At 64.8% G+C, this 22,629-nt stretch carries 14 protein-coding genes; 3 read left to right on the top strand and 11 right to left on the bottom strand.

The features are described 5' to 3' along the window. Positions 1 to 28: 28 nt before the first annotated feature. The 7 genes from ssuD to FAS41_RS04520 all read right to left on the bottom strand — a co-directional run bounded on the left by ssuD (position 29) and on the right by FAS41_RS04520 (position 6,585). Positions 29 to 1,177 (bottom strand): FMNH2-dependent alkanesulfonate monooxygenase, encoded by a 1,149-nt coding sequence (ssuD, locus tag FAS41_RS04550; protein WP_138520444.1) that lies wholly within the window; start codon positions 1,175 to 1,177, stop codon positions 29 to 31. 91 nt (positions 1,178 to 1,268) lie between these two features. Continuing rightward, positions 1,269 to 2,234, bottom strand: a complete 966-nt coding sequence (locus tag FAS41_RS04545) for a sulfonate ABC transporter substrate-binding protein (RefSeq protein WP_138520443.1) — start codon at positions 2,232 to 2,234, stop codon at positions 1,269 to 1,271. A 133-nt stretch (positions 2,235 to 2,367) separates the two neighbouring features. After that, positions 2,368 to 2,961, bottom strand: coding sequence for an NADPH-dependent FMN reductase (ssuE, locus tag FAS41_RS04540; protein ID WP_138520442.1), 594 nt, complete (start codon positions 2,959 to 2,961; stop codon positions 2,368 to 2,370). 196 nt (positions 2,962 to 3,157) lie between these two features. Further along, a complete protein-coding gene (locus FAS41_RS04535) occupies positions 3,158 to 3,910 on the bottom strand; it encodes an ABC transporter ATP-binding protein (protein WP_138520441.1) in 753 nt (250 codons plus the stop codon). Then, positions 3,910 to 4,731, bottom strand: a complete 822-nt coding sequence (locus FAS41_RS04530; protein WP_138520602.1) for an ABC transporter permease — start codon at positions 4,729 to 4,731, stop codon at positions 3,910 to 3,912. The genes FAS41_RS04535 and FAS41_RS04530 overlap by 1 nt, the downstream gene beginning before the upstream one ends. A gap of 18 nt (positions 4,732 to 4,749) precedes the next feature. Next, on the bottom strand, positions 4,750 to 5,766 hold the full coding sequence (locus FAS41_RS04525; RefSeq protein ID WP_138520440.1) for an aliphatic sulfonate ABC transporter substrate-binding protein: 1,017 nt from the start codon (positions 5,764 to 5,766) through the stop codon (positions 4,750 to 4,752). A gap of 180 nt (positions 5,767 to 5,946) precedes the next feature. Next, complete coding sequence (locus FAS41_RS04520; protein ID WP_045212297.1) at positions 5,947 to 6,585, bottom strand: peroxiredoxin; 639 nt, start codon at positions 6,583 to 6,585, stop codon at positions 5,947 to 5,949. 293 nt (positions 6,586 to 6,878) lie between these two features. On the opposite strand from FAS41_RS04520, the gene FAS41_RS04515 reads away from it, so the two are divergent. After that, positions 6,879 to 7,088: a DUF6316 family protein gene (locus FAS41_RS04515; RefSeq protein WP_138520439.1), complete on the top strand. Its 210-nt coding sequence runs from the start codon at positions 6,879 to 6,881 to the stop codon at positions 7,086 to 7,088. A gap of 67 nt (positions 7,089 to 7,155) precedes the next feature. On the opposite strand, the gene FAS41_RS04510 is transcribed toward FAS41_RS04515, so the two are convergent. The 4 genes from FAS41_RS04510 to FAS41_RS04495 all read right to left on the bottom strand — a co-directional run bounded on the left by FAS41_RS04510 (position 7,156) and on the right by FAS41_RS04495 (position 18,448). Further along, positions 7,156 to 7,443, bottom strand: coding sequence for a HigA family addiction module antitoxin (locus FAS41_RS04510; protein ID WP_138520438.1), 288 nt, complete (start codon positions 7,441 to 7,443; stop codon positions 7,156 to 7,158). A gap of 29 nt (positions 7,444 to 7,472) precedes the next feature. After that, positions 7,473 to 7,751, bottom strand: coding sequence for a type II toxin-antitoxin system RelE/ParE family toxin (locus tag FAS41_RS04505; protein ID WP_138520437.1), 279 nt, complete (start codon positions 7,749 to 7,751; stop codon positions 7,473 to 7,475). Positions 7,752 to 7,955: 204 nt separating this feature from the next. Further along, positions 7,956 to 9,140, bottom strand: a complete 1,185-nt coding sequence (locus FAS41_RS04500; RefSeq protein WP_138520436.1) for a thiolase family protein — start codon at positions 9,138 to 9,140, stop codon at positions 7,956 to 7,958. A gap of 179 nt (positions 9,141 to 9,319) precedes the next feature. Further along, complete coding sequence (locus tag FAS41_RS04495; RefSeq protein WP_138520435.1) at positions 9,320 to 18,448, bottom strand: retention module-containing protein; 9,129 nt, start codon at positions 18,446 to 18,448, stop codon at positions 9,320 to 9,322. Positions 18,449 to 18,997: 549 nt separating this feature from the next. Here FAS41_RS04495 and FAS41_RS04490 point away from each other — a divergent pair. Then, positions 18,998 to 20,287, top strand: coding sequence for a TolC family outer membrane protein (locus tag FAS41_RS04490; RefSeq protein WP_425049028.1), 1,290 nt, complete (start codon positions 18,998 to 19,000; stop codon positions 20,285 to 20,287). A gap of 178 nt (positions 20,288 to 20,465) precedes the next feature. Then, positions 20,466 to 22,628, top strand: a complete 2,163-nt coding sequence (locus FAS41_RS04485) for a type I secretion system permease/ATPase (RefSeq protein WP_138520601.1) — start codon at positions 20,466 to 20,468, stop codon at positions 22,626 to 22,628. Position 22,629: the final 1 nt, after the last annotated feature.

Raw genomic sequence — 22,629 nt, 5'->3', positions numbered from 1 at the left:
GCGTTCCGCTTCATTCGCCCTACGGGTGTCAACTCGCCGATGCCGCCTTGGGCAGGATGTCGTTGGCCACCATCTCGCCGAACGGGCTGACATAGCCACGCGCCTGCGGTGCCTGCGCCTGAGCCAGTTCCAGGTGCGGGAAGAGCAGTTCGGCGACCCGGTAGGACTCTTCCAGGTGCGGGTAGCCGGAGAAGATGAAGGTGTCGATGCCGAGGTCCGCGTACTCCTTCACACGGGCCGCCACGGTCGGGCCATCGCCCACCAGCGCGGTACCGGCGCCGCCACGCACCAGGCCGACACCGGCCCAGAGGTTGGGGCTGACTTCCAGCTTGTCCTTGCTGCCACCGTGCAGGGCGGCCATGCGTTGCTGGCCGACGGAATCGAAGCGCGCCAGGGACGCCTGGGCGCGGTCGATGGTGTCCTGGTCGAGGTGCGAAATCAGGCGGTCGGCGGCCTGCCAGGCTTCCTCGTTGGTCTCGCGGACGATCACGTGCAGGCGAATACCGAAGCGCACGCTGCGGCCCTGCTTGGCGGCCTTCTCGCGCACCTGGGCGATCTTCTCGGCGACGGCGGCCGGCGGCTCGCCCCAGGTCAGGTACAGCTCGACCTGCTCGGCGGCGAGGTCCTGGGCGGCATCGGAGGATCCACCGAAGTACAGCGGCGGGCGCGGTTGCTGGATCGGCGGATAGAGCAGCTTGGCGCCCTTCACCTGCAGGTGCTTGCCGTCGTAGTCGACGGTCTCGCCTTCCAGTACGCGACGCCAGATGCGGGTGAACTCGACCGAGGCTTCATAGCGCTCGGCATGGCTCAGATGCAGGCCGTCACCGGCCAGTTCGTCCGGGTCGCCGCCGGTCACCAGGTTGAACAGCGCGCGCCCCCCGGAGAGCCGGTCGAGGGTGGCGGCCTGGCGGGCGGCCACGGTCGGGGAAATGATGCCCGGACGCAGGGCGACCAGGAATTTCAGGCGCTGGGTCACCGGAATCAGCGAGGCGGCGACCAGCCAGGAGTCCTCGCAGGAACGGCCGGTGGGGATCAGCACGCCGCCGAAACCAAGACGGTCAGCGGCCTGGGCGACCTGTTGCAGATAACCGTGGTCCACGGCACGGGCGCCTTCGGCGGTGCCCAGGTAATGGCCGTCGCCGTGGGTCGGCAGGAACCAGAAGATGTTGAGACTCATCGCAGTAACTCCAGATAAGCGCGCCGGCGTGGCGTAGCCGCGCGATGATGGGATGGGTGTACGTGGTGCTGCTGTTCTTCGTAGGAGCGTGTCACTGGGCCGCAGCCACCTTGGCTGGCGCGGTCCACACCACATCCTTGATGCTCAGTTGCTTGGGAATGAGCTTCAGCTGAGTGAAGGTGTCGGCGATCTTCTGCTGCGCCGCGGTGACTTCCGGGGTGATCGGCTGGGCGCCGTAGCCCTGGCGTTTCACGGCGGTGAAGGTGATGTCCGCCGGCAGGCCGAGCAGCGGCGCAACCTGGTCGGTCACCTGCTGCGGGTTCTGCTGCGACCACTCGCCCACCGAGCGCACTTCGTCGATCAGGGTGGTGATCACCTGCGGGTGGTTGGTCGCGTAGGGGCGGGTCGCCAGGTAGAACTGGTGGTTATCCACAAGGCCGGTGCCATCCACCAGGGTGCGGGCGGAAAGCTGCTTCTCGGCGGCGGCCTGGTACGGGTCCCAGATCACCCAGGCATCCACGCTGCCACGCTCGAAGGCAGCGCGGGCGTCGGCCGGCGGCAGGTAGACGGGCTGGATGTCGGTGTATTTCAGGCCGGCTTTCTCCAGGGCGCGTACCAGCAGGTAGTGCACGTTGGAGCCTTTATTCAGGGCGACCTTCTTGCCCTTGAGTTCGGCGACGGATTTGATCGGCGAGTCCTTCGGCAGGAGGATCGCCTCGCTGGTCGGCGCCGGCGGCTCATGAGCGACGTAGACGAGATCGGCGCCGGCGGCCTGGGCAAATACCGGTGGAGTTTCGCCGGTGACGCCGAAGTCGATGCTGCCGACGTTCAGGCCTTCCAGCAGCTGCGGGCCGCCGGGGAATTCGGTCCACTGCACCTTGACGCCCTGCTCGGCCAGGCGCTTCTCCAGCGTGCCGCGGGCCTTGAGCAGCACCAGGGTGCCGTACTTCTGGTAACCGATACGCAGGGTGCCGGGCTGTTCGTCCGCCTGCGCGTTGTAGGACAGGGCCGCGATCAGCAGGGCCGCCAGTCCACTACGCAAAGTGAGAGTCCGCATGGGAGTGATCCTTCGTCGAGTGTGATTGCCGGACCTGCGGTCCCGTTGTCGGGACGGTGAGGGCCTTTTATTTTTGACGCAGTGGGCGCCTGCCGGGTCGGGGCTTGGCGTTCACCTGCGTGGGTTTTATCGGTCAGATGCTCCAGCGGGCGTTGATCAGCCGTTCATTGAGCAGGTTGGGGTCGATGGGTTTCGGTCGGCGCGCGAGGGCGCCGTGGAACTGTTCCAGCGATTCCAGCAGTCGGTGTTCGAGGGTCGACTCCAGGCGCGCCGGGGTAGTGCCCTCGGGGTATTGCACCTGGCTCTCCTCGGCGAACACGCCGTGCAGGGTTTCCTGAGCTTTCAATGCAGCGAGGACCGGCTTGAGCGCGTAATCCACTGCCAGCATGTGGGCGTTGCTGCCACCGGTGGCCAGGGGCAGCACCACCTTGTGCGCCAGCGCCCGCTCCGGCAGCAGGTCGAGAATGACCTTCAGCGCACCGGCGATGGACGCCTTGTACACCGGGGTAGAAATCACCAAGCCGTCGGCACGCAGGACTTGCTCGATCAACTCGACCACCCGAGGGCTGTCGAAGCGCGCGTGCAGCAGGTCCTCGGCCGGGAAGTCGTGCACGCTGTAGGAGCGCACCTCGGCGCCGTGGGCGTGCAGCCAGTTCCGCGCGATGTCCAGGAGGACACCGGAACGGGAACGCTGGCTCGGGCTGCCGGCAAGGGTGACTACATACATCTGCACGCTTCCTTATAACGATCAGACCGGTACAAATGCCGGCCTGCTAACCAATGTGCATAGACCTTAACAGCCCTTCGCATATTCCAATAAATGTTATTTATTCATTTAGTTATGCTTTTTTGTTAGATAAACAGACACACACCCTGCGCGCGAAGCGCGGGCAGGGTGCGTCGAACAAGGAAAATGGCGGGCGTCAGATGACGTGGGACTGGTGCAACTCGGTCAGCGCTTCGCCGCGCAGGAAGGCCAGTTCCACGGCGCGACGGTCGCGCGGGCGCGGCAGCGGAACGGGGAATTTGCGGCGCAGGCGGCTGGGCGTGCCGCCCAGAAGCAGGACGCGATCACTGAGGTAGAAGGCTTCGTCGAGGTCGTGGGTGACCAGCAGGATGCTGATGTCATATTCCAGCGCCAGTTGCTGGATCAGGTCCTGCAGGCGGATGCGGGTGAAGGCGTCCACCGCGCTGAACGGTTCGTCCAGCAGCAACACCTGCGGGCGGCCGTAGAGGCCACGGGCGATGGCAGCACGCTGGGCCATGCCGCCGGAGAGCTGCTTGGGCAGCAGGTCGCCCTTGCCATCCAGCCCCACGTCGCGCAGCAGGTGCTCGATGCGATTATCGTCCGCCAGCCAGCCGTCGGCGAAGCCGATGTTCTGCGCCACGGTGAGCCAGGGCAGCAGGCGCGGCTCCTGGAACACCACGCCAACGCCACCACCGCCCCGGCCGCTGTCGCCGTCCGGGCCGAAGCCCAGCAGCGGATTGCGTTCCAGGCTGCCGGCGAACTCATCGTCAAGCCCGGCGGCGATGCGCAGCAGGGTGCTTTTTCCACAGCCGCTGGGGCCGAGCAGGCTGACCACTTCGCCCGGCGCCAGACTCAGGCTGACGTCGTCCAATACCTTCACGCCGGAGAAGCTCTTGCGGATATCACGCAGTTCGAGCAGAGCGCTCATCAGCTGTCTCCATTACCAAGGAAGGTGTCGCGCCAGGCCAGCGCGCGCTGCTCCAGCGCCTTCAGCAGACCGTCGCTGAGCTTGCCCAGCACCGCCAGCACCAGGATGGCGGCGATGACGATGTCCGGCCGCGAGGTTTCCCGGCCGTCGCTGAGCAGGTAGCCCAGGCCGCGGGTGGCAGCGATCAGTTCGGCGGCAACGAGGAACATCCAGCTCAGGCTCAGCGCGCCGCGCAGCCCGGTGAACAGGCTCGGTAGCGCCGCCGGCAGGAGGATGCGCCGTACCAGCGCAAACGGCGACAGGTGATACAACCGGCCCAGCTCCACCCACTTGCGGTCGACATTGCGCACGCCGGCCACCAGCGAGAGGTACACGGGGAAGAACGCGCCGAGGGCGATCAGTACGATCTTCGGGGTTTCATCGATACCCAGCCAGAGCAGCAGCAAGGGTACCCAGGCCAGGCTGGGTATGGCCCGCAGCGCCTGGAAGGTCGGTTCGAGATAGGCTTCGGCGCGCTGGCTGAGCCCCACCCAGGTTCCAATCAGGACGGCAGCGGTCGAACCGATGAAGAATCCGGCAGCAACCCGCGCCAGGCTCGCCGCGACGTGCTTCCAGAGCTCACCCTGGGCCAGTTGCCAGAGGGTCAGCGCGACGCTGCTGGGTGCCGGCATCTGGTGCTCGGCCAGCCAGCCGAAGCGCACCGACAGCTCCAGTACCGCGCACAACAGCAACGGCACCAGCCACGCACGCCAGCTCAGCCGCGGCCAGCGCAGCTTCTGCGCGCGACGTTGGCGAGCCACACGCAGGCCCTGGGATGGCAAGCTCTGGGGGGGCATCGGTTATGGCTCCGCCTTGGCGACGGCACCGGCCTTGCCGATCACTTCACCGGCCAGTTGCGGCGCGATCAGCTGATCGACCACGGCAGTGACGTCGGTCCCCGGACGCACCAGTTGCTCGTCCAGCAGGATCGGTGCAGCCGCCTTCAATGCGGCGATCTGTTCGGCGCCCGGCAGCGGTCTGCTGAAGTCAGTGCGCGAGAGTTGCAGCTTGGCCACTTCCAGCGGCAACTTGGCTTCCTCGGCGAGCAGTTTCGCAGTCTCTTCTGGGTGCGCCACGGCCCACTGACGCGCCTCTTCATAGGCGGCGATGACCTGTTTGATCAGCTCCGGCTGCTCCTTCTCGAACTTCTCGGTGACGCTGAGCACGCCGTAGCTGTTGAAGTCGACATTGCGGTACAGCAGCCGCGAGCCGGCCTGCAGTTCGCTGGCGGCCATGTGTGGGTCGAGACCGGCCCACGCGTCCACCCGGCCCTGCTCCAGCGCCGCGCGGCCGTCCGGGTGCTGTAGGTGGACGATCTCCACGTCGCTCTTGTCCAGCCCCGCCTGTTGCAGGCTGCGCAGGAGGAACAGGTAGGGATCGGTACCCTTGGTGGCGGCGATCTTCTTGCCTTTCAGGTCGGCAACGGATTTCAGCGGCGATTCCTTGGGCACCACCAGCGCGGTCCATTCCGGGCGACTGGCGATGTAGACGGTCTTCAGCGGGCTGCCGTTGGCGCGGCTGAGCACGGCGGCAAGGCCTGCAGTGGAGGCGAAGTCGGTGCTGCCGGCGTTGAGGTATTCCAGCGAACGGTTGCTGCCCTGGCTGAACACCCAGCGCACTTCGGTGCCTTGCGGCTTGAGGGATTTCTCCAGCCAGCCGAAATGCTTGAGCACAAGGCTGGTGGGCGCGTAGTAGGCGTAGTCCAGGCGCACCTCTTTCGGTGCGTCGGCGGCTTGGGCGGGGCTGTTGTAGGCGCCGATCGGCAGGCTCGCGAGAAGAGCGACGGCCAGGCTGCGGCGCCAGGTGGAATGACCCATGGTCTTCTCCTTGGCGTGGGGCTGACGTCTTCTTCCCGTTTGGCGGGCAAGTCAGAGCGGATGGACTAGCGAATAAAAAAGCGCGGCGTGGTCCGCGCATGAAGGATAAAAAAGGGGCCGGCTAACCGGCCCGATTTCCCGCTCGAGGCATCAGTGATTCCCCGGATGGGGAGCGGAGAATCACTTGTTCGGTTGAGGGGTGAGGCGCAGATACGGCTTGATCGCGCGGTAGCCCTTGGGGAAACGCTGCTTGATCTCTTCCTCGTCCTTGAGCGAGGGCACGATCACCACGTCGTCGCCGTCCTGCCAGTTGCCCGGTGTGGCGACCTTGTGGTTGTCGGTGAGCTGCAACGAGTCGATGACGCGCAGGATCTCGTTGAAGTTGCGCCCGGTGCTCGCCGGGTAGGTGATGGTCAGGCGCACCTTCTTGTTCGGGTCGATGACGAACAGCGAACGCACGGTGAGGGTGTCGTTGGCGTTCGGGTGGATCAGGTCGTACAGCTCGGACACCTTGCGGTCGGCGTCGGCGATGATCGGGAAGTTGACCACGGTGTTCTGGGTCTCGTTGATGTCTTCGATCCACTTCACGTGGGAGTCCACCGGGTCGACGGACAGGGCGATCACCTTCACGCCCTTGGCGGCGAACTGGTCCTTGAGCTTGGCGGTCAGGCCCAGCTCGGTGGTGCACACCGGGGTGAAGTCGGCCGGGTGGGAGAACAGAACGCCCCAGCTGTTGCCGAGCCATTCATGGAAACGGATGCGGCCTTCGCTGGATTCCTGTTCGAAGTCGGGGGCGATGTCGCCGAGTCGCAAGCTCATGGGTCTCTCCTTGTTCGTGTTGGTAACCACTATGCACAAGGTCTTTACGCATTAAAAAGAATATATTTTGATTTTCTTATAACCAAAAACAACCATTCTTACCGACCCTGTTCCAGCGGCATCGGCCGCCGGAGCTCAAGCATAGTCAAGGGAATGTGAAGACCCTGCAGCCAAGTGTTTCACCGCTGAGACGAAATCCCGCCGTTCGTCGCCAATCGCCGGCAGCCCAGGCACGACGGGGCCTTGCGGCATACACTCGAATCAATTAATCCTTTCGTTCGGGAGGTCAGCTCATGTTGGGACAACGCGTCGGCGACGGCCAGGCGGCCACCCATTACCGCAGCGACCGCATCAGTGCGGTCAATGGCCAGTACTTCTTCTCCACCCGCGAGGGCACCCTCGAAGGCCCCTATTTCACCCGCTTCGATGCCGAGCGCGAGGTGATGCTGTACATCACCCGGATGCAGCAGGCATCCGACCTGTACGCCCGCGTCGGACGCTGATCTCCCAAGCGGTACGCACCACGGAAACCCCGGCCCGTCGGCCGGGGTTTTCATTGCGGGGAGAACATCAGGCGCTACTGGCCAGTCGCTCGATCGGCGGGTGTTCGCGGTGCTGCGCCTGCCACAGATCGTAATCAACCTGCACTCCGAGCCAGACGCGCGCGCTGCCAATTCCAGCCAGTTCCAGGCGCCACGCGAGGTCAGGACCAACAGGAGCGTGCCCATGCAGGACACGTGACAATGTTTCGCGCGCATAGCCCAAGTGCCGCGCCAGCGCTGTCACGCTCAAGCCCAGTTCGGGGAGAACGTCTTCCAGCAGCGTTTCACCTGGATGCGGGGGGTTGGCCATTGCCATGAATGCGCCTCCTCTTCGAGCCTGCATGCTCAGTGGTAATCGAGGTAGTCGAGCAGTTCGACGTCGCTACCGATAAAGCGGAAGACCAGCCGCCAATTGCCGCTGACCGACAACGACCAGCATCCCTCCAGATCGCCCTTCAGCGGGTGCAGGCGCCAGCCGGGTATGGCGAGATCCGCCGCCCCTGCTGCGTTGTCCAGAAACGGCAGCATGCGCGCCAGGCGACGTGCATGGTCGGCGCGAATCCCTCGCGTCGTCCCCGTTTCGTAAAAGGCCTGCAGACCCTTGTGGCGGAAGCTGATAATCATCGTGCAAGTGTGATGTCATGCATCACACTTGCACGATGATACCATTCCGGCGCATGGCGTCGACCCTGCCTTGTGTCGCGCAGGAAAAGTCCGTGAATGAAAAACCCCCGGCGTCACCGCCGGGGGCTCTTCATCGACACCGGACCGCTTGCGTGGAGCGGTCGGTGCCAACCAGGCAAGGGCCTGCGCCCTCGCCCGCCGTGCTCAGCGAACGGCCTCGAACAGACCGGTGGCACCCATGCCGCCACCCACGCACATGGTGACGATGCCGTAGCGCAGGTTGCGGCGCTGCAGTTCGCGCACCAGGTGGCCGACCTGGCGCGACCCGGTCATGCCAAAGGGGTGGCCGATGGAGATGGAGCCACCGTTGACGTTGTACTTGTCGTTATCGATGCCCAGGTGGTCGCGGGCGTACAGGCACTGCGAGGCGAAGGCTTCGTTGAGCTCCCAGAGGTCGATGTCGGCGACCTGCAGGCCCTTGGCCTTGAGCAGCTTGGGTACCGAGAACACCGGGCCGATGCCCATCTCGTCCGGTTCGCAGCCGGCGACGGTGAAGCCGCGGAAGAAGGCCTTCGGCTTGAGGCCCAGTTCCAGGGCCTTGTCCAGGCTCATGATCAGGGTCATCGAGGCGCCGTCGGAGAGTTGCGAAGCGTTGCCGGCGGTGACCGAACCGTCTTCGGCGAACACCGGCTTGAGGGAGTTCAGGCCTTCGAGGGTGGTGTCCGGGCGGTTGCAGTCGTCGCGATCGACCACACCGTCGAGTACTTTCTTCTCGCCGGTGGCCTTGTCTTCAACCAGGTACTTCACGCTCATCGGCACGATTTCATCGTCGAACAGGCCTTCTGCCTGGGCGCGGGCGGTACGCTGCTGGCTCTGCAGGGAATACAGGTCCTGCTGCTCGCGGGTGACGTTGTAGCGACGGGCGACGATCTCGGCAGTCTGGCCCATGGGGTAGTAGATACCGGGGAACTCGTCCTTCAGGCGCGGGTTCACGAAATTGTCGAGGTTCTGCTTGCCCATGGTCAGGGTGATGGACTCGACACCGCCGGCCACCAGGATGTCACTGCAGCCCGAAGCCACCTGGTTGGCAGCAATGGCAATGGCCTGCAGGCCCGAGGAGCAGTAACGGTTCAGGGTCATGCCGGCGACATGAGTGCCCAGGCGCGACAGCACCGCTGCGTTGCGACCGATGTTGTGGCCCTGGGCGCCTTCGTTGGAGCCGGCGCCGACCACGCAGTCGTCCACCAGCAGCGGATCCAGGTTGTTGCGCGCCAGCAGCGCGTCGATGCAATGGGCGACCATGTCGTCCGGACGGGTCATGTTGAATTTGCCACGGAAGGACTTGGCCAGGCCGGTACGGACGCTGTCGACGATCACCACTTCGCGCATGGGAAACCTCGTTGCTTGTTGTTCGTTGGGGAGGATGGTGTGGCCCCGAGCATAGGCGCCAGTGAGGACACAGGGCGACGATCATTCACCAGCCGTATAGCCGTGCCCCCACCCTCGTTGGGCGGGCCACAGACGAAACCGCCGCCCGAAGGCGGCGGTTTCAACCGGTATTGCGCCGGTCAGACGGTGTCGGTCTTGATCGCGTGATCGCCCAGCAGGCCGTTGAGCACGGTCTGGGTATCCCCCGCCGAGAGCACGCCGTTGCCGGCATGGCCCGCATACTTGGCGGCGAGGTCGACGTTGGCCAGGTCGACGGTCTGGGTAACGGTGCCACCACTGGTGGGGCTGACGCCGATAGTGGTGGTGCCGGCGGCAACCGAGAAGGTCAGGTAATGCGCCAGCGACGAGGCCGTGGCGGCCTCCCCTTGCAGCAGGTCGGCGAAGTTCAGTACGTCATGCTCGGCGATGTTGAAGTCCTTGATCACATCGTGGCCGGTGTCGCCGGACTTCCAGATGAACTCGTCCGCGCCGGTACCGCCGTACATGATGTCGTCACCGGGCCCACCGATCAGCTTGTCGTTGCCGCCCTGGCCGAACATCAGGTCATTGCCGGCGCCGCCTTCGAGGATGTCGTCGCCACCGCGGGTGTCACCGGCGACGTTGAGCTGATCCGCATGCTGGATGATGTAGTTGCTGATCGTCGCCGCCGTCGGCGCCGTACCATTGGTAGCAGTCAGGTAGTCCACCAGTCCCTGGAAGCCCTGGCCGTTGTGTGTGCCGGCAGCATGCCCGGCCCAGGCCAGCTGGTCGGTGTTGATGACATCACCGAACAGGATGTCGTTGCCCGCGCCACCGACCAGATGATCGTTGCCCACGGTCACTGGAGTGCTGGTGCTGAAGCCTTCCTGCAAGGCCGCCTGCAACTGCTCGGCGGTGTTGATGATTTGCGGCTGGCCAACGGTGTTGGTGATGTTCTGACCGTCAACGGTCACCGAACCGGACCCGGTGGTGTCGGTGTTGTCGAAGAACTTCAGGTAGTTGCTGTTGATGCCGCTGCCGATGCCGATGGCGTTGACGTCCACCGCATTGGCGCCGCTGAGAACACCGGCACCATGGAGCATGTCATTACCGGAAGTCAGCGCGGCGTTGATGTCGTTGTAGTTGGTGGTATCGCCACTGCCGTTGTAGCCGTTCCACACGGTCGGGTTGCCATCGGTGAGGAAGAAGGCCAGGTTGACGTAGCCATGGGCCGCGTCCGCATGGTTGGTGCTGACCTGGCTGTTGAACCAGGACGAGGCCTTCTGCATGGCGTCATCGTAGTTGGTCGCCCCGTTGGCGCTGAGCGCGTTGATGGCGGCGATCAGTGCCGTCACGTTAGCGGCACTCAGGCCATTGAAGGTGGTGATGTGGGCGTTGTCGCTGAAGGACACCAGGCTGACATTGATCACCCCGTCGTGGCCCTTGATGGTGTTCACCAGGTTGACCAGCGCGTTCTTGGCCAGGGCCATGCGTGACATGTTGCTGCCCGACGGATCGGCCATGCTGCCGGAGGTATCGACGATCAGCGAGATGTTGTAGTTCTTGCCCGGCTGGGTATAGACCGACACCCCACCCGGATCGCCGATCAGCACGTCGCTGCCAGCGCCGCCGCTGATGGTCCCGGCCTTGTCCACATCCTGCGGGTTGGGCAAGGTGTGCTGGGTGCTCGAACCATCGACATCACCGCTGTTGCTGCCGACTACCAGCAGGGGTTGCGGTGCGCTCAGGTCCACGCACAGGTTCAGCCCGGTACTGTCACCATCGCCGTCGGTGATGCCGACGTGGAAGTTGAGGTCGATATCCTCGGGCAGAACCGACTGCCCGGCGGAGACGGTGACAACACGGTAATCACCGCTATTGCTGCTCAGCACCACGCTGTTGAAGCCACCTTCGGACAGCTGGAAGGCCGAGCCGGTAGTGAAGTGCCCGTCGGTGAGCAGGTTGAAGGACACCGAGCTGTTCTCGCCATTGCCGGCCGGCGGCGAGTAGGTGCCGGTCGCCAGCACCACGCCGCCTTCACCCAGCACTTTCCAGCTCAGCACATCACTGCTGGAGAGTTTCTGCACGTCGAAGCTGGCGTCGTAGATCTTCTCGCTGAACGCGATGTTGAGAGACTCCCCGGGGGTGATCAGGTTGTTGCCACCCACGCCCATGCCATTGTCGGAGGGGTTCACGTTGCCGTTGGGGCTACTGAAGACCACCGACAGGCCATCGGCCGTCAGGGTGATCGAAGGACGCGGACCGCCGGCGGAAACCTGGGTGAGGTCATACTCCACCTCGGAGATCGGCCGCGAATTGAGCACCTCGAAGCTGTAGGTGCCATCGGCGTTGACCTTGAGGACGAAGAAGGCCTCGTTGTTACCGTCGTAGGCAGTCAGTTGCGAGCCACCACCCGCCAGTTGGGTGACCACATAGGTCAGGCCATCCGGCGCGGTATTGCCACTGAGATCGAAGGCTCCCAGGCCATCACCGCCGAAGCTCACATCGAGCGTGCCACCCAGCACGAAACCGGGGACTTCGGCCACGTCCTGGCACGGTGGTTCGCTGTGCACTACCGGCAGGTCGTCCTGCACGTTGATCACCAGCGAGCCGCTGCCCAGGCTGACCGGGTCGCCGTCGCCGTCGGAGGCCTTGATCACTCCGCCAAGGTTGAGCGAGAGCTGCTCCGTGTCACTGCCATTGTGCAGCGGATGGTCCAGCGGGCCGGACAGCTTGAACTCGTAGTTGCCCGCCGCATCCACCGACAGAGTGAAGACGGTCTTGGAGCCCGCCATAGCGGTCAGCACGTTGCCGACCACGCTGTAGGCCAGAGCCACACCGCCGGAGGTCAGGTGCTGCGAGGTCAGCGAGGAGTAGTCGCCGGTCAGCGAAAAGGCGCCGGGGCCGTCCGCACCAAAGTTCACCAGGCCGGCGAGCGTGCCCTTGGCCACGGTGGTGTCGGCGGCTCCATCGGGGTTGCCGCTGGGCAGGGCATCTTCCATGACCTGGCCGGTCACGTTGCCACCGGCGATGAGCACGGGGCCATCGTCCTTGAAGACCAGCTTGTCGCCCAGGTCGATGCTGGCGGACTTGTGGTCGCCATCGCCATCGGTGATGGTCGCCACCAGGGAGACCTTGCTGCCCGGCAGATTGACCGAATCGTTGGGGTTGGTGGTGTCCGCGTGCTTGAGCGCCAGTTGCTGGTCGAGCTTGAGCTCGCCGGTGACGCTGTTAAGGGTCAGGCTGAAGGCAGTCGCGCCATTGACGCCGCCAACGCGGCCCTCCACCACGGTGTCGCTGACCTTGACCAGCACGATGCTCTGCCCGCTGGTGGTCTGCAGCCCGCTGGCCGTGCCGTTGGTGGCGGCCAGGCTGTAGGCGACGCTGCCGCCATCGGCACCGCCGCTGGAGGTGAAGGCGCCACTGAAGTTGCCAGTGGCGTCGGTGGCCAGCGCAGTCTCGTCCACCGTCAGGGTCGGCGCCTGGCCGGCGTTGGCGCTGATGCTCGGCGCATCGTCATGGAACACCAGCTTGCTGCCCAGGTCGATGGAGGCGTTGTCGCTGTCACCGTCCTTGTCGGTGATGGTCGCAGTCAGGGTGATCTTGCCCTCGGCGATGCTCAAGCCCTCATTGTCGCTGAGCTTGTCGGGATGGATGAAAGCCACGCGCTGATCCAGCGTGAGTGCGCCGCCGTCGGGGCGCACCACGAAGGCCACGGCGCCGGTGCCTTCGACCTTGCCGACCACGCCGTTACCGTCGTTGAACAGCAGGATGCGCGCGCCGCCGGCGCTTTCGCGCAGGCCGCTGTCGGTCCCATCCACGGTCGTGACCTTGTAGGCGACCGAACCGGCTCCGTCAGCGCCGAAGCTGGTGGTGAACAGCTCCGACACCAACGGGGCTTCGACACGTGCATCGCTGGCCAGGTTGGTCTCGTCCACTTCCAGGCGAATGTCGGCGTCGGTGCATGGCTCGATGTGCGGCCCATCGTCGAGGAAGGTCAGCTTGCCGCCCAGGTCGATGCTGGCCGAAGCGTGGTCGCCGTCGCCATCGGTAATGGTGGCGGTGAGGCTGATCTTGTCAGTGCCAAGACTCAGTGGATCGTTGGCATCGGTGTCAATCGGGTGCACCAGCGCCCGTTGCTGGTCGAGGGTGATCACGCCGTTGTGCTGGGTCACGCTGAAGGCCACCAGGTTGGTGCCCTCCACTCGGCCTTCGACGCCATTGGCGGTGTTGTAGAGGAAGATCTTGCTACCGGTGGCGGTGTCCTTCAGGCCGCTGTCGGTGCCATCGGTGGTAGTGACCTTGTAGGTGATGGAGCCTGCGCCGTCGTTGCCGAAGTGGGCAGTGAACAGCGCGGAAACATCACCTGCCGAGGCCTGCGCGTCGACACCCAGCCTGGTCTCGTCCACGGTCAGCCTGATATCGGCATCGGTGCACGGCTCGATCTGCGGGCCATCGTCGTAGAACACCATCTTGCTGCCCAGGTCGACATGGGCCGAAGCCTTGTCGCCATCACCATCGGTGATGGTGGCGGTGAGGGTGATCTTGCCGGTGTCCAGGCGCAGCGGATCATCGGAATCATTTGCGTCGGGATGCTTGAGCGCCAGGCGCTGGTCGAGCATGAGCGCACCCTGGTCCTCGCTGACCACGAAGGCGATCGCACCGCTGCCCTGCACCTTGCCGACCACCGTGCCATCCACGTTGTACAGCAGGATGGAGTCGCCCTGGGTCGTCTTCAGGCCACTGTCGGTACCATCCACCGTGCTGACCTTGTAGGTGATGCTGCCCGGACCATCGGCGCCGAAGTGCGACTCGAACAGCAACGAGACCAGGCTGGACTCGACGCGGGCGTCATTGGAGAGATCGGACTCGTCCACCTCCAGGCTGATGTCATAGATGCTCGACGGAGCGATGCTCGGGCCGTCATCGAGGAAGGTCAGCTTGCTGCCCAGGTCGACATGGGCACTGGCGCTGTCGCCATCCTTGTCAGTGATGGTGGCGGTCAGGGTGACCTGGCCGCTGAGGTTGAGCGCATCGTCGGCGTCATGGGTATCGGGGTGCGCCAGAGCGCGCAACTGCTCCAGGCTGACCTTGCCATCACCGTCGATGGACACGCGGAAGGCCACGGTGCTGGTGCCCTCCAGGCGCCCTTCGATACCGTTGGCGGTGTTGTAGAGGAAGATCTTGCTGCCGGTGGCGGTGTCCTTCAGTCCGGTGTCGGTGTTGTCGGCCCCGGCCAGTTTGTAGGTGATCGTGCCGGCGCCATCGGCACCGAAGTGGATGGTGAACAGGTCGGCCACCGAGGCCGTGCTGGTGTCCGGCACGCCCAGGTGAGTCTCGTCCACGGTCAGCTTGATATCGGCGTCCTGGCACGGCGTGATGCTCGGGCCGTCGTCGAGGAAGGTCAGCTTGCCGCTCAGGTCGATGTGGGCCTGGGCGCTGTCGCCGTCCTTGTCCGTGATGGTCGCCGTCAGGGTCACACTGTTCGGGTCGAGGCTGACACCCTCGTTGGCATCGGCTGTTGGATGAACCACAGCGCGCACCTGGTCGAGGGTGATCTTGCCGTCTGCGCCGAGGGTTACGCGGAAGGCCACGTCAGCGCTGTCACCGACCCGCCCTTCCACGCCATTGGCGGTGTTGTAGAGGAAGATCTTCTCACCCGTGGCGGTATCGGTCAGGCCGCTGTCCTTGCCGTCTTCGGTGGTGAGCTTGTAGGTGATGTCGCCCGCGCCATCCGCGCCGAAGTGCGAGGTGAACAGGTCGGACACCGTGATCGTGCTGGTGTCGTTCACGTTCAGGTGGGTCTCATCCACCGTCAGCTTGATGTCGGCGTCCGTACAAGGCTCGATGCTCGGGCCGTCGTCGAGGAAGGTCAGCTTGCCGCTCAGGTCGATGTGGGCCTGGGCGCTGTCGCCGTCCTTGTCGGTGATGGTCGCCGTCAGGGTCACACTGTTCGGGTCGAGGCTGACACCCTCGTTGGCATCGGCTGTTGGATGAACCACAGCGCGCACCTGGTCGAGGGTGATCTTGCCGTCTGCGCCGAGGGTCACGCGGAAGGCCACGTCAGCGCTGTCACCGACCCGCCCTTCCACGCCGTTGGCGGTGTTGTAGAGGAAGATCTTCTCGCCCGTGGCGGTATCGGTCAGGCCGCTGTCCTTGCCGTCTTCGGTGGTCAGCTTGTAGGTGATCTGCCCCGGACCGTCGGCACCGAAATGCGAGGTGAACAGGTCGGATACCGTGACCGAACTGGTGTCGTTCACGTTCAGGTGGGTCTCATCCACCGTCAGCTTGATGTCGGCGTCCGTGGAGGGCGCGATGCTCGGGCCGTCATCAAGGAAGGTCAGCTTGCCACCCAGGTCGATCTGGGCCTGGGCGCTGTCGCCGTCCTTGTCGGTGATGGTCGCGGTGAGGGTGATCTTGCCGGCCAGGGTCAGCGCGTCATCGGCGTCGCTGGTGTCCGGATGCGCCAGCGCACGCAGCTGCTCCAGGGTGACCTTGCCGTCCGCATCGATGCTCACGCGGAAAGCCGTCTGGCCACCGATCTCCAGGCGCCCCTCCACACCGCTGGCGGTATTGAAGAGGAAGATCCGCTGCCCGGTGGCCGTGTCGGTCAGCCCACTGTCGGTGTTGTTGGCGGCTTCGAGCTTGTAGCTGATCGAGCCAGCGCCGTCAGCGCCGTACTGGCCGTTGAACAGATCGGCCACCGAGCTGGAGCTGGTGGCGGCCTGGCCAAGGGTAGTTTCGTCCACGCTCAGGTGCAGGTCGCTGCCCTCGATCGGCGAGATGCGCGGGCCATCGTCGAGGAAAGTCAGCTTGCTGCCCAGGTCGAGCCCGGCGCTCTGATGGTCACCATCGGCGTCCGTCACGGTGGCGGTCAGGCTGATCTTGCCTTCGCCAAGACTCAGCGGTTCGTTGTTGCTGGTGTCGTCCGGATGCACCAGGGCGCGGACCTGATCAAGAGTGATCTTGCCGTCCTGCCCGAGCGTCACGCGGAACGCGACTTCGCCGTTCACACCGCCTACGCGACCTTCCACACCGCTAGCAGTATTGAACAGGAATATCTGGCTGCCGGTGGCGGTGTCTTTCAGGCCGCTGTCGGTGTTGTCCTGGGTTTCGATCCTGTAGGTGATCGAGCCGGCACCATCCGCGCCGAACTGGGCATTGAACAGGTCGCCTGTCGATACGCTGCTGGTGGCATCCTGGCCGAGGTTCGACTCGTCCACCGTCAGGTGCAGGCCTTCGGTGCTGCCCACGGAAATGCTCGGGCCGTCGTCGAGGAAGGTCAGCTTGCTGCCCAGGTCGAGCCCGGCGCTCTGATGATCGCCATCGGCATCGGTCACGGTAGCGGTCAGCGTAATCTTGCCTTCACCGAGGCTGAGTGGATCGTTGGCGTCGGTGCTGTCCGGATGCACCAGGGCGCGGACCTGGTCGAGGGTGATCTTGCCATCCTGTCCGAGGGTCACGCGGAACGCGACTTCACCGTTCGCACCACCCACACGGCCTTCCACACCGTTGGCGGTGTTGAACAGGAAGATCGAATTGCCAGTGGCGCTGTCCTTCAGGCCGCTGTCGGTGTTGTCCTGGGTCTCGACCTTGTAGGTGATCGAGCCGGCGCCATCTGCGCCGAACTGGGCATTGAACAGATCGCCTGCCGAGACGCTGCTGGTGGCGTCGGTACCCAGGGAGGACTCGTCCACCGTCAGGTGCAGGCCTTCGGTATCACCCACGGCAATGGTCGGGCCGTCGTCGGTGAAGCTCACCCGGCCGCCGAGGTCGATGGAGCTGCTGGAAGAAACGCTGTCGCCATCACGGTCGGTAACCGTCAGGTTGCCCTGCAGTTGCACCAGGCCGGAATCAAGCGCCACGCTTTGACTGGCATAACCACTTTCACTGCCCGGCAAGGCATGGTCGATGGCACTGTACTGGGTCAGGGTGACCACCCCGCTGCTGCCGTTCACCGACAGACTGAAGATGGTGTTCTCGCCAGTGATACCGGCAGCACTGGCCGAGGTGGACGCGACGATGGCGCCGCCCACGCTGTACAGGTAGATGGTGGCACCGCCACTGGTCAAGCCCGAGTTGGCGCCATTTCCGCCCACCAGGTTCAGGCTGTAGCTCAGCTGAGTGGTGCCGGCGCCATCGCCGCCGTAGTTGGCAGTCACCTGGAAAGCCGAGCTGTAATCGGCGGTGGACGTGTCGAAGGCCGCCCCGGCGGTGTTGGCGTCGTGGGTCTGCAGCAGCACGTCCACGCCGTTATCGGCGGACAGGCTGGCCTGCGGCGCATCGTCGACGATGCCCACGGTGAGACTGCCGTTGGCGGGTGTGCCGTTGCCGTCGGTGATGGTGTAGGGAATATCGAAGGTCAGGGTATCTTCGCTGCCCTTCACCGGATGGTCCACCGGCTGCAGCAGGGTGACTTCGAAGGCGCCAGTGTTGATATCGGTGAGGGTCACGGTAAAGACCGGCGTGCCATTGGCGCTGCCGGTGAGGACGTGACCGTCCGGGCTGACGCTGTAGGTGATGGCGACGCCACCGGAGGTCAGGCTAGGCAGCCCGACGGTGCCCCAGGAGAAGCTGCCAACACCATCGCTGCCGAAGTCATAGCCCAGGTTGCCGGAGAGGGTCGCCCCCTCGCCGGCACCATCGGGAATGCCGCCGGGCAGGCCGGCCTCGAACACACTGGAGGCGCCAGGTCCGCTGGGGCCAGCGGTCGGCTGGCCATCCGGCGGAACCACGGGAGGTTCAGCCTCGGGGCGTACATCCGGGGTGCCGTCGAACTCGCGCAGAGGCAAGGGACCGGAACCGATTGGCCCAGTGGGGAAGCCGATGACCGGGTCGATGTGCCCACCGACTTCCGTCAGTAGAACGAAGGAGTGCCCGCCACCGGGCTTGCCATTGGCAGCGCCCGCAGCGCTCGGGCCGGCGGCAGTGGCTTCTGCAGCCTGGGTCGGGTCGACGCCCGCGGCAATGGCGGCCTGCAAGGCCTTCACATCCGTGACGTCCTGATGGGTCGGCGTCGCCGGCTGCTGCTGGGCAACCGCCTGGTCCCCCTGTTCCGCCTGGTGTGCAGCGGCAAGCATCTGTGAGGTCAGCGGCAGGGCGCTGTCGCGGCCCAGCGTGATCTCGCCGCCGCCGGCGACCTTCAGCGCGACTGCGCCATTGGCGCCGGTGACCAGTTGCTCACCGACAAAAACCTTGTCTCCCTGTTCCAAAGGACGACGCGATCCATCGGCGGCTACCGCAAACACTTCGCCGATTACCTTGCTGACGACACCCATCAAAGTAGCCATGAGTCCTTCCTCCGCTGCACATCCAGCGGCCGGTTCCACCGGCACGCAATTGACCGAAACAGGCCATGGCACGCTTGTATCCGGATGCTGCGAAGTAAGTTGCGAAGGGAGCAAAAAGGACTGCTAGCGTTTTTGCATCAAAAAGCCAGCGACAATTTTTTGTCATGCTGGCCACGCATTTCTTGTCCTTCTGCGGTGGTCCCCGCCCTAACTGCTACAAACCGTACCTGGCTTCTTCTGCAAGCGCCTTATCCGGCCCATACCCAGGAAACACGAGGGCTTGCACGTTCAAACAATGTGCGGTTTTTCACAGGGCTCATAAGATTTTTTCCGAATAACCCATGTGAAAAATTCTTCTGAGGTTTTCGAAAAGTTGTTCTTAGCTCTGATGTTACAGGCGTGAAACGCTTGATAAGAGAAAAAAGCCAATAAATTGGCGATCCGAGAGCATCGAAGTACGAGAACACCAGGAGCAAAGCCATGCGCAGTCGTAACGCGGCACTATGGAGCGGTGTATTTTTGGCGGTGTCGGGGACTCATGGGCAAGCCATGACGCTGACCGAAGCTATACAAAGCACGCTGCAATACCACCCGGAAATCAGCCAGAGCGTAAACAGCCGCCTCACCGCGGATGAAGAGCTCAAATTCGCCAGGGGCGGCTACCTGCCGACTGTCGACCTTGTCGCGGGCTATGGCCGCGAGAACACCGACAGCCCCAGCACCCGTGCACTGGGCAACCACAACGATGAAACCCTGACCCGCGGTGATGCGGAAATCCGTCTGCGGCAGATGCTGTTCGACGGCTTCGGCACCCCGAACGAGGTCAAGCGCAACGAGTCCAACGTCAACTCCAAGGCCTTCCGAATTCTCGGCACCTCGGAAACCGCCGCCCTGCGCACCGTCGAGGTCTACCTCGATGTGCTCAAGCGCCGCGAGATGGTGACGCTGGCCAAGAACAACCTGCAGGCCCACGAACGTATCGGCGATCAGATCCGCCTGCGCAGCGAGCGCGGCGTCGGCTCCACTGCCGACAACGACCAGGCCATCGCGCGCCTGGCCCTGGCGCAGAACAACCTCTACACCGAGGAAGTGAACCTGGCCGACGCCGAGGCCAGCTTCTATAGCGCCACCGGCCGCATGCCGGACCAGCTGGAGGCACCCTCCACGGTCAAGGCCGAAGTCCCGCCGGACCTGCTGGTCGCCCGGCAGAACATGCTCACCGACAACCCGCTGCTGAAATCGGCCCAGGCCGACGTGAACGCCGCCGAAGCCCAGTACGAGGCCGCCAAGGCGCCCTTCTACCCGCGCTTCGACGCCGAACTGGCCAAGGCGGCCAACAACAACGTCGACGGCGACGAAGGCCACTACAACAGCTGGGAAGCCCAGGTCGTGATGCGCTACAACCTGTTCAACGGGATGCGCGACAAGGCCCACCTGAACGCCACCTCGCACCAGATCAACGAGGCCCAGGACATCCGCAACAACGCACTGCGGCTGCTCAACGAGAACCTCTCGCTGGCCTGGGATGCGATGGAAAACGCCAAGAAGCAGACCCAACCGGCCCGCGAATACGCTGACTACACCCGCAAGGTGCGCGAGGCGTACCAGCAACAGTTCACCCTTGGCCAGCGCACCCTGCTCGACCTGCTGGACAGCGAGAACGAACTGTTCACCGCCAACCGTCGCTACACCGAGGTCCGCTACACCGAGGAATACTCGATGTACCGCGTGCTCGGCAGCATGGGCTACCTGCTGAAATCGCAACATGTGGTAGCGCCGCACGAAGCGGTCGCACTGTCGGATGTGAAGAACGAGGCGCGCCTGCCTGACCTGAAATAAGAAAGTCGCACGCGTTCATCACCTTGCCTCGCGCCGCCCGGCGTCGGGGCGACGAGCGTGAAGCGATACGACGGGGCACGGAAAACCCGGCGTCCGGCAAGGACCGGCGAGCACCTGCAAGTGCTCGCCGGCGGCTGCTGGCGTGGGCTGGCCCGGCCCGGGAGGAAGTAGCGTGACCATGATCATCCAGGAGCGCGGCGCACCCGCGCCGGGCGATCCGCGCCTGAGCCATGACGATCCCCTGCTCGACGGCCTGCTGATCCTCTGCCGACTGCACGGCTGCGCGGTCAGTCGCAACAGCCTGGCCGCCGGCCTGCCGCTGCCCAATCAGCGCCTTTCCGCCAGCCTGCTGCCACGCGCTGCCGCGCGCGCCGGGCTGCAAGGCCGCCTGTTGCGCCGCGAGCTGAAAAGCATCTCCAGCCTCAACCTGCCGGTCCTGCTGCTGCTCAACGACGGTCGCAGCGCCGTGCTGCGCCAATGGCGTGACGACGGTCAGGCACTGATCCTGCCCTGCGAAACCGAAGGCGGCGAACAGGCGGTGAGCGCCGACGAACTGGCCGCCCAGTACAGTGGCCAGGCTCTCTTCGCCCGCCCGCGCCACGAGCTGGAAGCCGCGCGCAAACCCCTGGTGCCGCGCGTCGAAGCCTGGTTTCGCGACACCCTGCGACTCTCGCGCTGGCTGTACACCGATGCCCTGGTCGCCAGCCTGCTGATCAACCTGCTGGGCATGCTGGTGCCGCTGTTCGTCATGCAGACCTACGACCGCGTGGTGCCCAACCAGGCCATCTCGACGCTCTGGGTGCTCGCCGCCGGCCTGTTGCTGGGGACGCTGTTCGAGCTGTTGCTGCGCGTGCTGCGCTCCAACCTGCTGGACATGGCCGGCAAGAAGACCGACGTGGTGCTCTCCGCCACCCTCTTCGAACGCATCACGGGCATGTCGCTCAAGGCCAAGCCGGAAACCATCGGCGGCTTCGCCCAGAGCATCCATGACTTCCAGGGCCTGCGCGAATTCCTCACCGCGCTGACCCTGACCAGCCTGATCGACCTGCCCTTCTCGCTACTGATGATCCTGGTCATCGGCCTGCTCGGCGGCTGGCTGGTCGCCGTGCCGCTGCTGGCCTTCCCCATCACCATCGTCTTCGCCCTGATCATCCAGAGCCGCCTGCGCGACACCGTACAGAAGAGCCTGACCCTGGGCGCCGAGCGCCAGGCCCTGCTGATCGAAACCCTCGGCGGCCTGGAGACCCTCAAGGCCTGCGGCGCCGAAAGCGAGCGCCAGTACCGCTGGGAAGCCACCCATGGTGCCCTGGCGCGGCTGGATAACCACGCGCGCTTCCTCTCCGCGCTGGCCACCAACGGCACCCTGTTCCTGCAGCAGTTCGCCGGCATGGCGATGATCTGCGCCGGGGTCTACAGCATCCTCGACGGCAACCTCAGCGTTGGCGCACTGGTAGCCAGCTACATGCTCAACAGCCGCGTGCTCGCTCCGCTGGGACAGATCGCCGGGCTGATCACTCGCTACCAGCAGGCGCGGCTGACCATGAAGAGCACCGACGCGCTGATGGAGCTGCCGCAGGAGCGCCAGGCCCGCCAGCGCCCGCTGGAGCGCACGCAGTTGCACGGCGCGCTGGAAGTCCGCCAACTCAGCTTCAGCTACCCGGAGCAGACCACCCCGGCGCTGAACCACGTCAGCCTGCGACTCGCCCCCGGCGAGAAGATCGGCATCATCGGCAAGAGCGGCTCGGGCAAGAGCACCTTCGGCCGCCTGCTGATGGGCTTCTATCACCCCGACGAAGGGCAGATCCTGCTCGACGGCCTGGACCTGCGCCAACTCGACGTCTCCGACCTGCGCCAGCAGATCGGCTATGTGGCCCACGACCTGCCATTGCTGGCCGGTAGCCTGCGCGACAACCTGACCCTCGGAGCGCGTTACGTCAGCGATGCGCGGATGCTCGAAGTGGCCGAGCTGACCGGCGTCAGCGAACTGGCCCGGCAACACCCGGCCGGCTTCGACCGCCCGGTGGGCGAGCGCGGCCAACTGCTATCCGGCGGCCAGCGCCAGGCCGTGCTGATGGCCCGCGCCCTGCTGCTCGATCCGCCGATCCTGCTGCTGGACGAGCCCACCAGCGCCATGGACAACAGCAGCGAGGAAATCCTGCGCAAGCGCCTGCACGAGGCCTGCCGCGACAAGACCCTGCTGCTGGTCACCCACCGCACCTCGATGCTCAGCCTGGTCGACCGCCTGCTGGTGCTCGACAGTGGCCGCATCGTCGCCGACGGCCCGAAAGACGCGGTCATCGAAGCATTGCGCAAGGGCCACGTCGGCCCGGCAGCGGGGTAAT

The organism is Pseudomonas nicosulfuronedens, assembly GCF_005877905.1.
Classification (GTDB): domain Bacteria; phylum Pseudomonadota; class Gammaproteobacteria; order Pseudomonadales; family Pseudomonadaceae; genus Pseudomonas; species Pseudomonas nicosulfuronedens.
Note: the sequence above shows the minus strand (reverse complement) of the source record. Positions and strands in the feature narration are given on the sequence as shown.

What these genes read in the sequence shown, in the direction of transcription:
- ssuD (WP_138520444.1), bottom strand. Translation starts at nt 1,177, where the DNA reads ATGAGTCTCAACATCTTCTGGTTCCTGCCGACCCACGGCGACGGCCAT.
- FAS41_RS04525 (WP_138520440.1), bottom strand. Translation starts at nt 5,766, where the DNA reads ATGGGTCATTCCACCTGGCGCCGCAGCCTGGCCGTCGCTCTTCTCGCG.
- FAS41_RS04500 (WP_138520436.1), bottom strand. Translation starts at nt 9,140, where the DNA reads ATGCGCGAAGTGGTGATCGTCGACAGCGTCCGTACCGGCCTGGCCAAG.
- FAS41_RS04515 (WP_138520439.1), top strand. Translation starts at nt 6,879, where the DNA reads ATGTTGGGACAACGCGTCGGCGACGGCCAGGCGGCCACCCATTACCGC.
- FAS41_RS04490 (WP_425049028.1), top strand. Translation starts at nt 18,998, where the DNA reads ATGACGCTGACCGAAGCTATACAAAGCACGCTGCAATACCACCCGGAA.
- ssuE (WP_138520442.1), bottom strand. Translation starts at nt 2,961, where the DNA reads ATGTATGTAGTCACCCTTGCCGGCAGCCCGAGCCAGCGTTCCCGTTCC.
- FAS41_RS04520 (WP_045212297.1), bottom strand. Translation starts at nt 6,585, where the DNA reads ATGAGCTTGCGACTCGGCGACATCGCCCCCGACTTCGAACAGGAATCC.
- FAS41_RS04495 (WP_138520435.1), bottom strand. Translation starts at nt 18,448, where the DNA reads ATGGCTACTTTGATGGGTGTCGTCAGCAAGGTAATCGGCGAAGTGTTT.
- FAS41_RS04510 (WP_138520438.1), bottom strand. Translation starts at nt 7,443, where the DNA reads ATGGCAATGGCCAACCCCCCGCATCCAGGTGAAACGCTGCTGGAAGAC.
- FAS41_RS04545 (WP_138520443.1), bottom strand. Translation starts at nt 2,234, where the DNA reads ATGCGGACTCTCACTTTGCGTAGTGGACTGGCGGCCCTGCTGATCGCG.
- FAS41_RS04485 (WP_138520601.1), top strand. Translation starts at nt 20,466, where the DNA reads ATGATCATCCAGGAGCGCGGCGCACCCGCGCCGGGCGATCCGCGCCTG.
- FAS41_RS04535 (WP_138520441.1), bottom strand. Translation starts at nt 3,910, where the DNA reads ATGAGCGCTCTGCTCGAACTGCGTGATATCCGCAAGAGCTTCTCCGGC.
- FAS41_RS04505 (WP_138520437.1), bottom strand. Translation starts at nt 7,751, where the DNA reads ATGATTATCAGCTTCCGCCACAAGGGTCTGCAGGCCTTTTACGAAACG.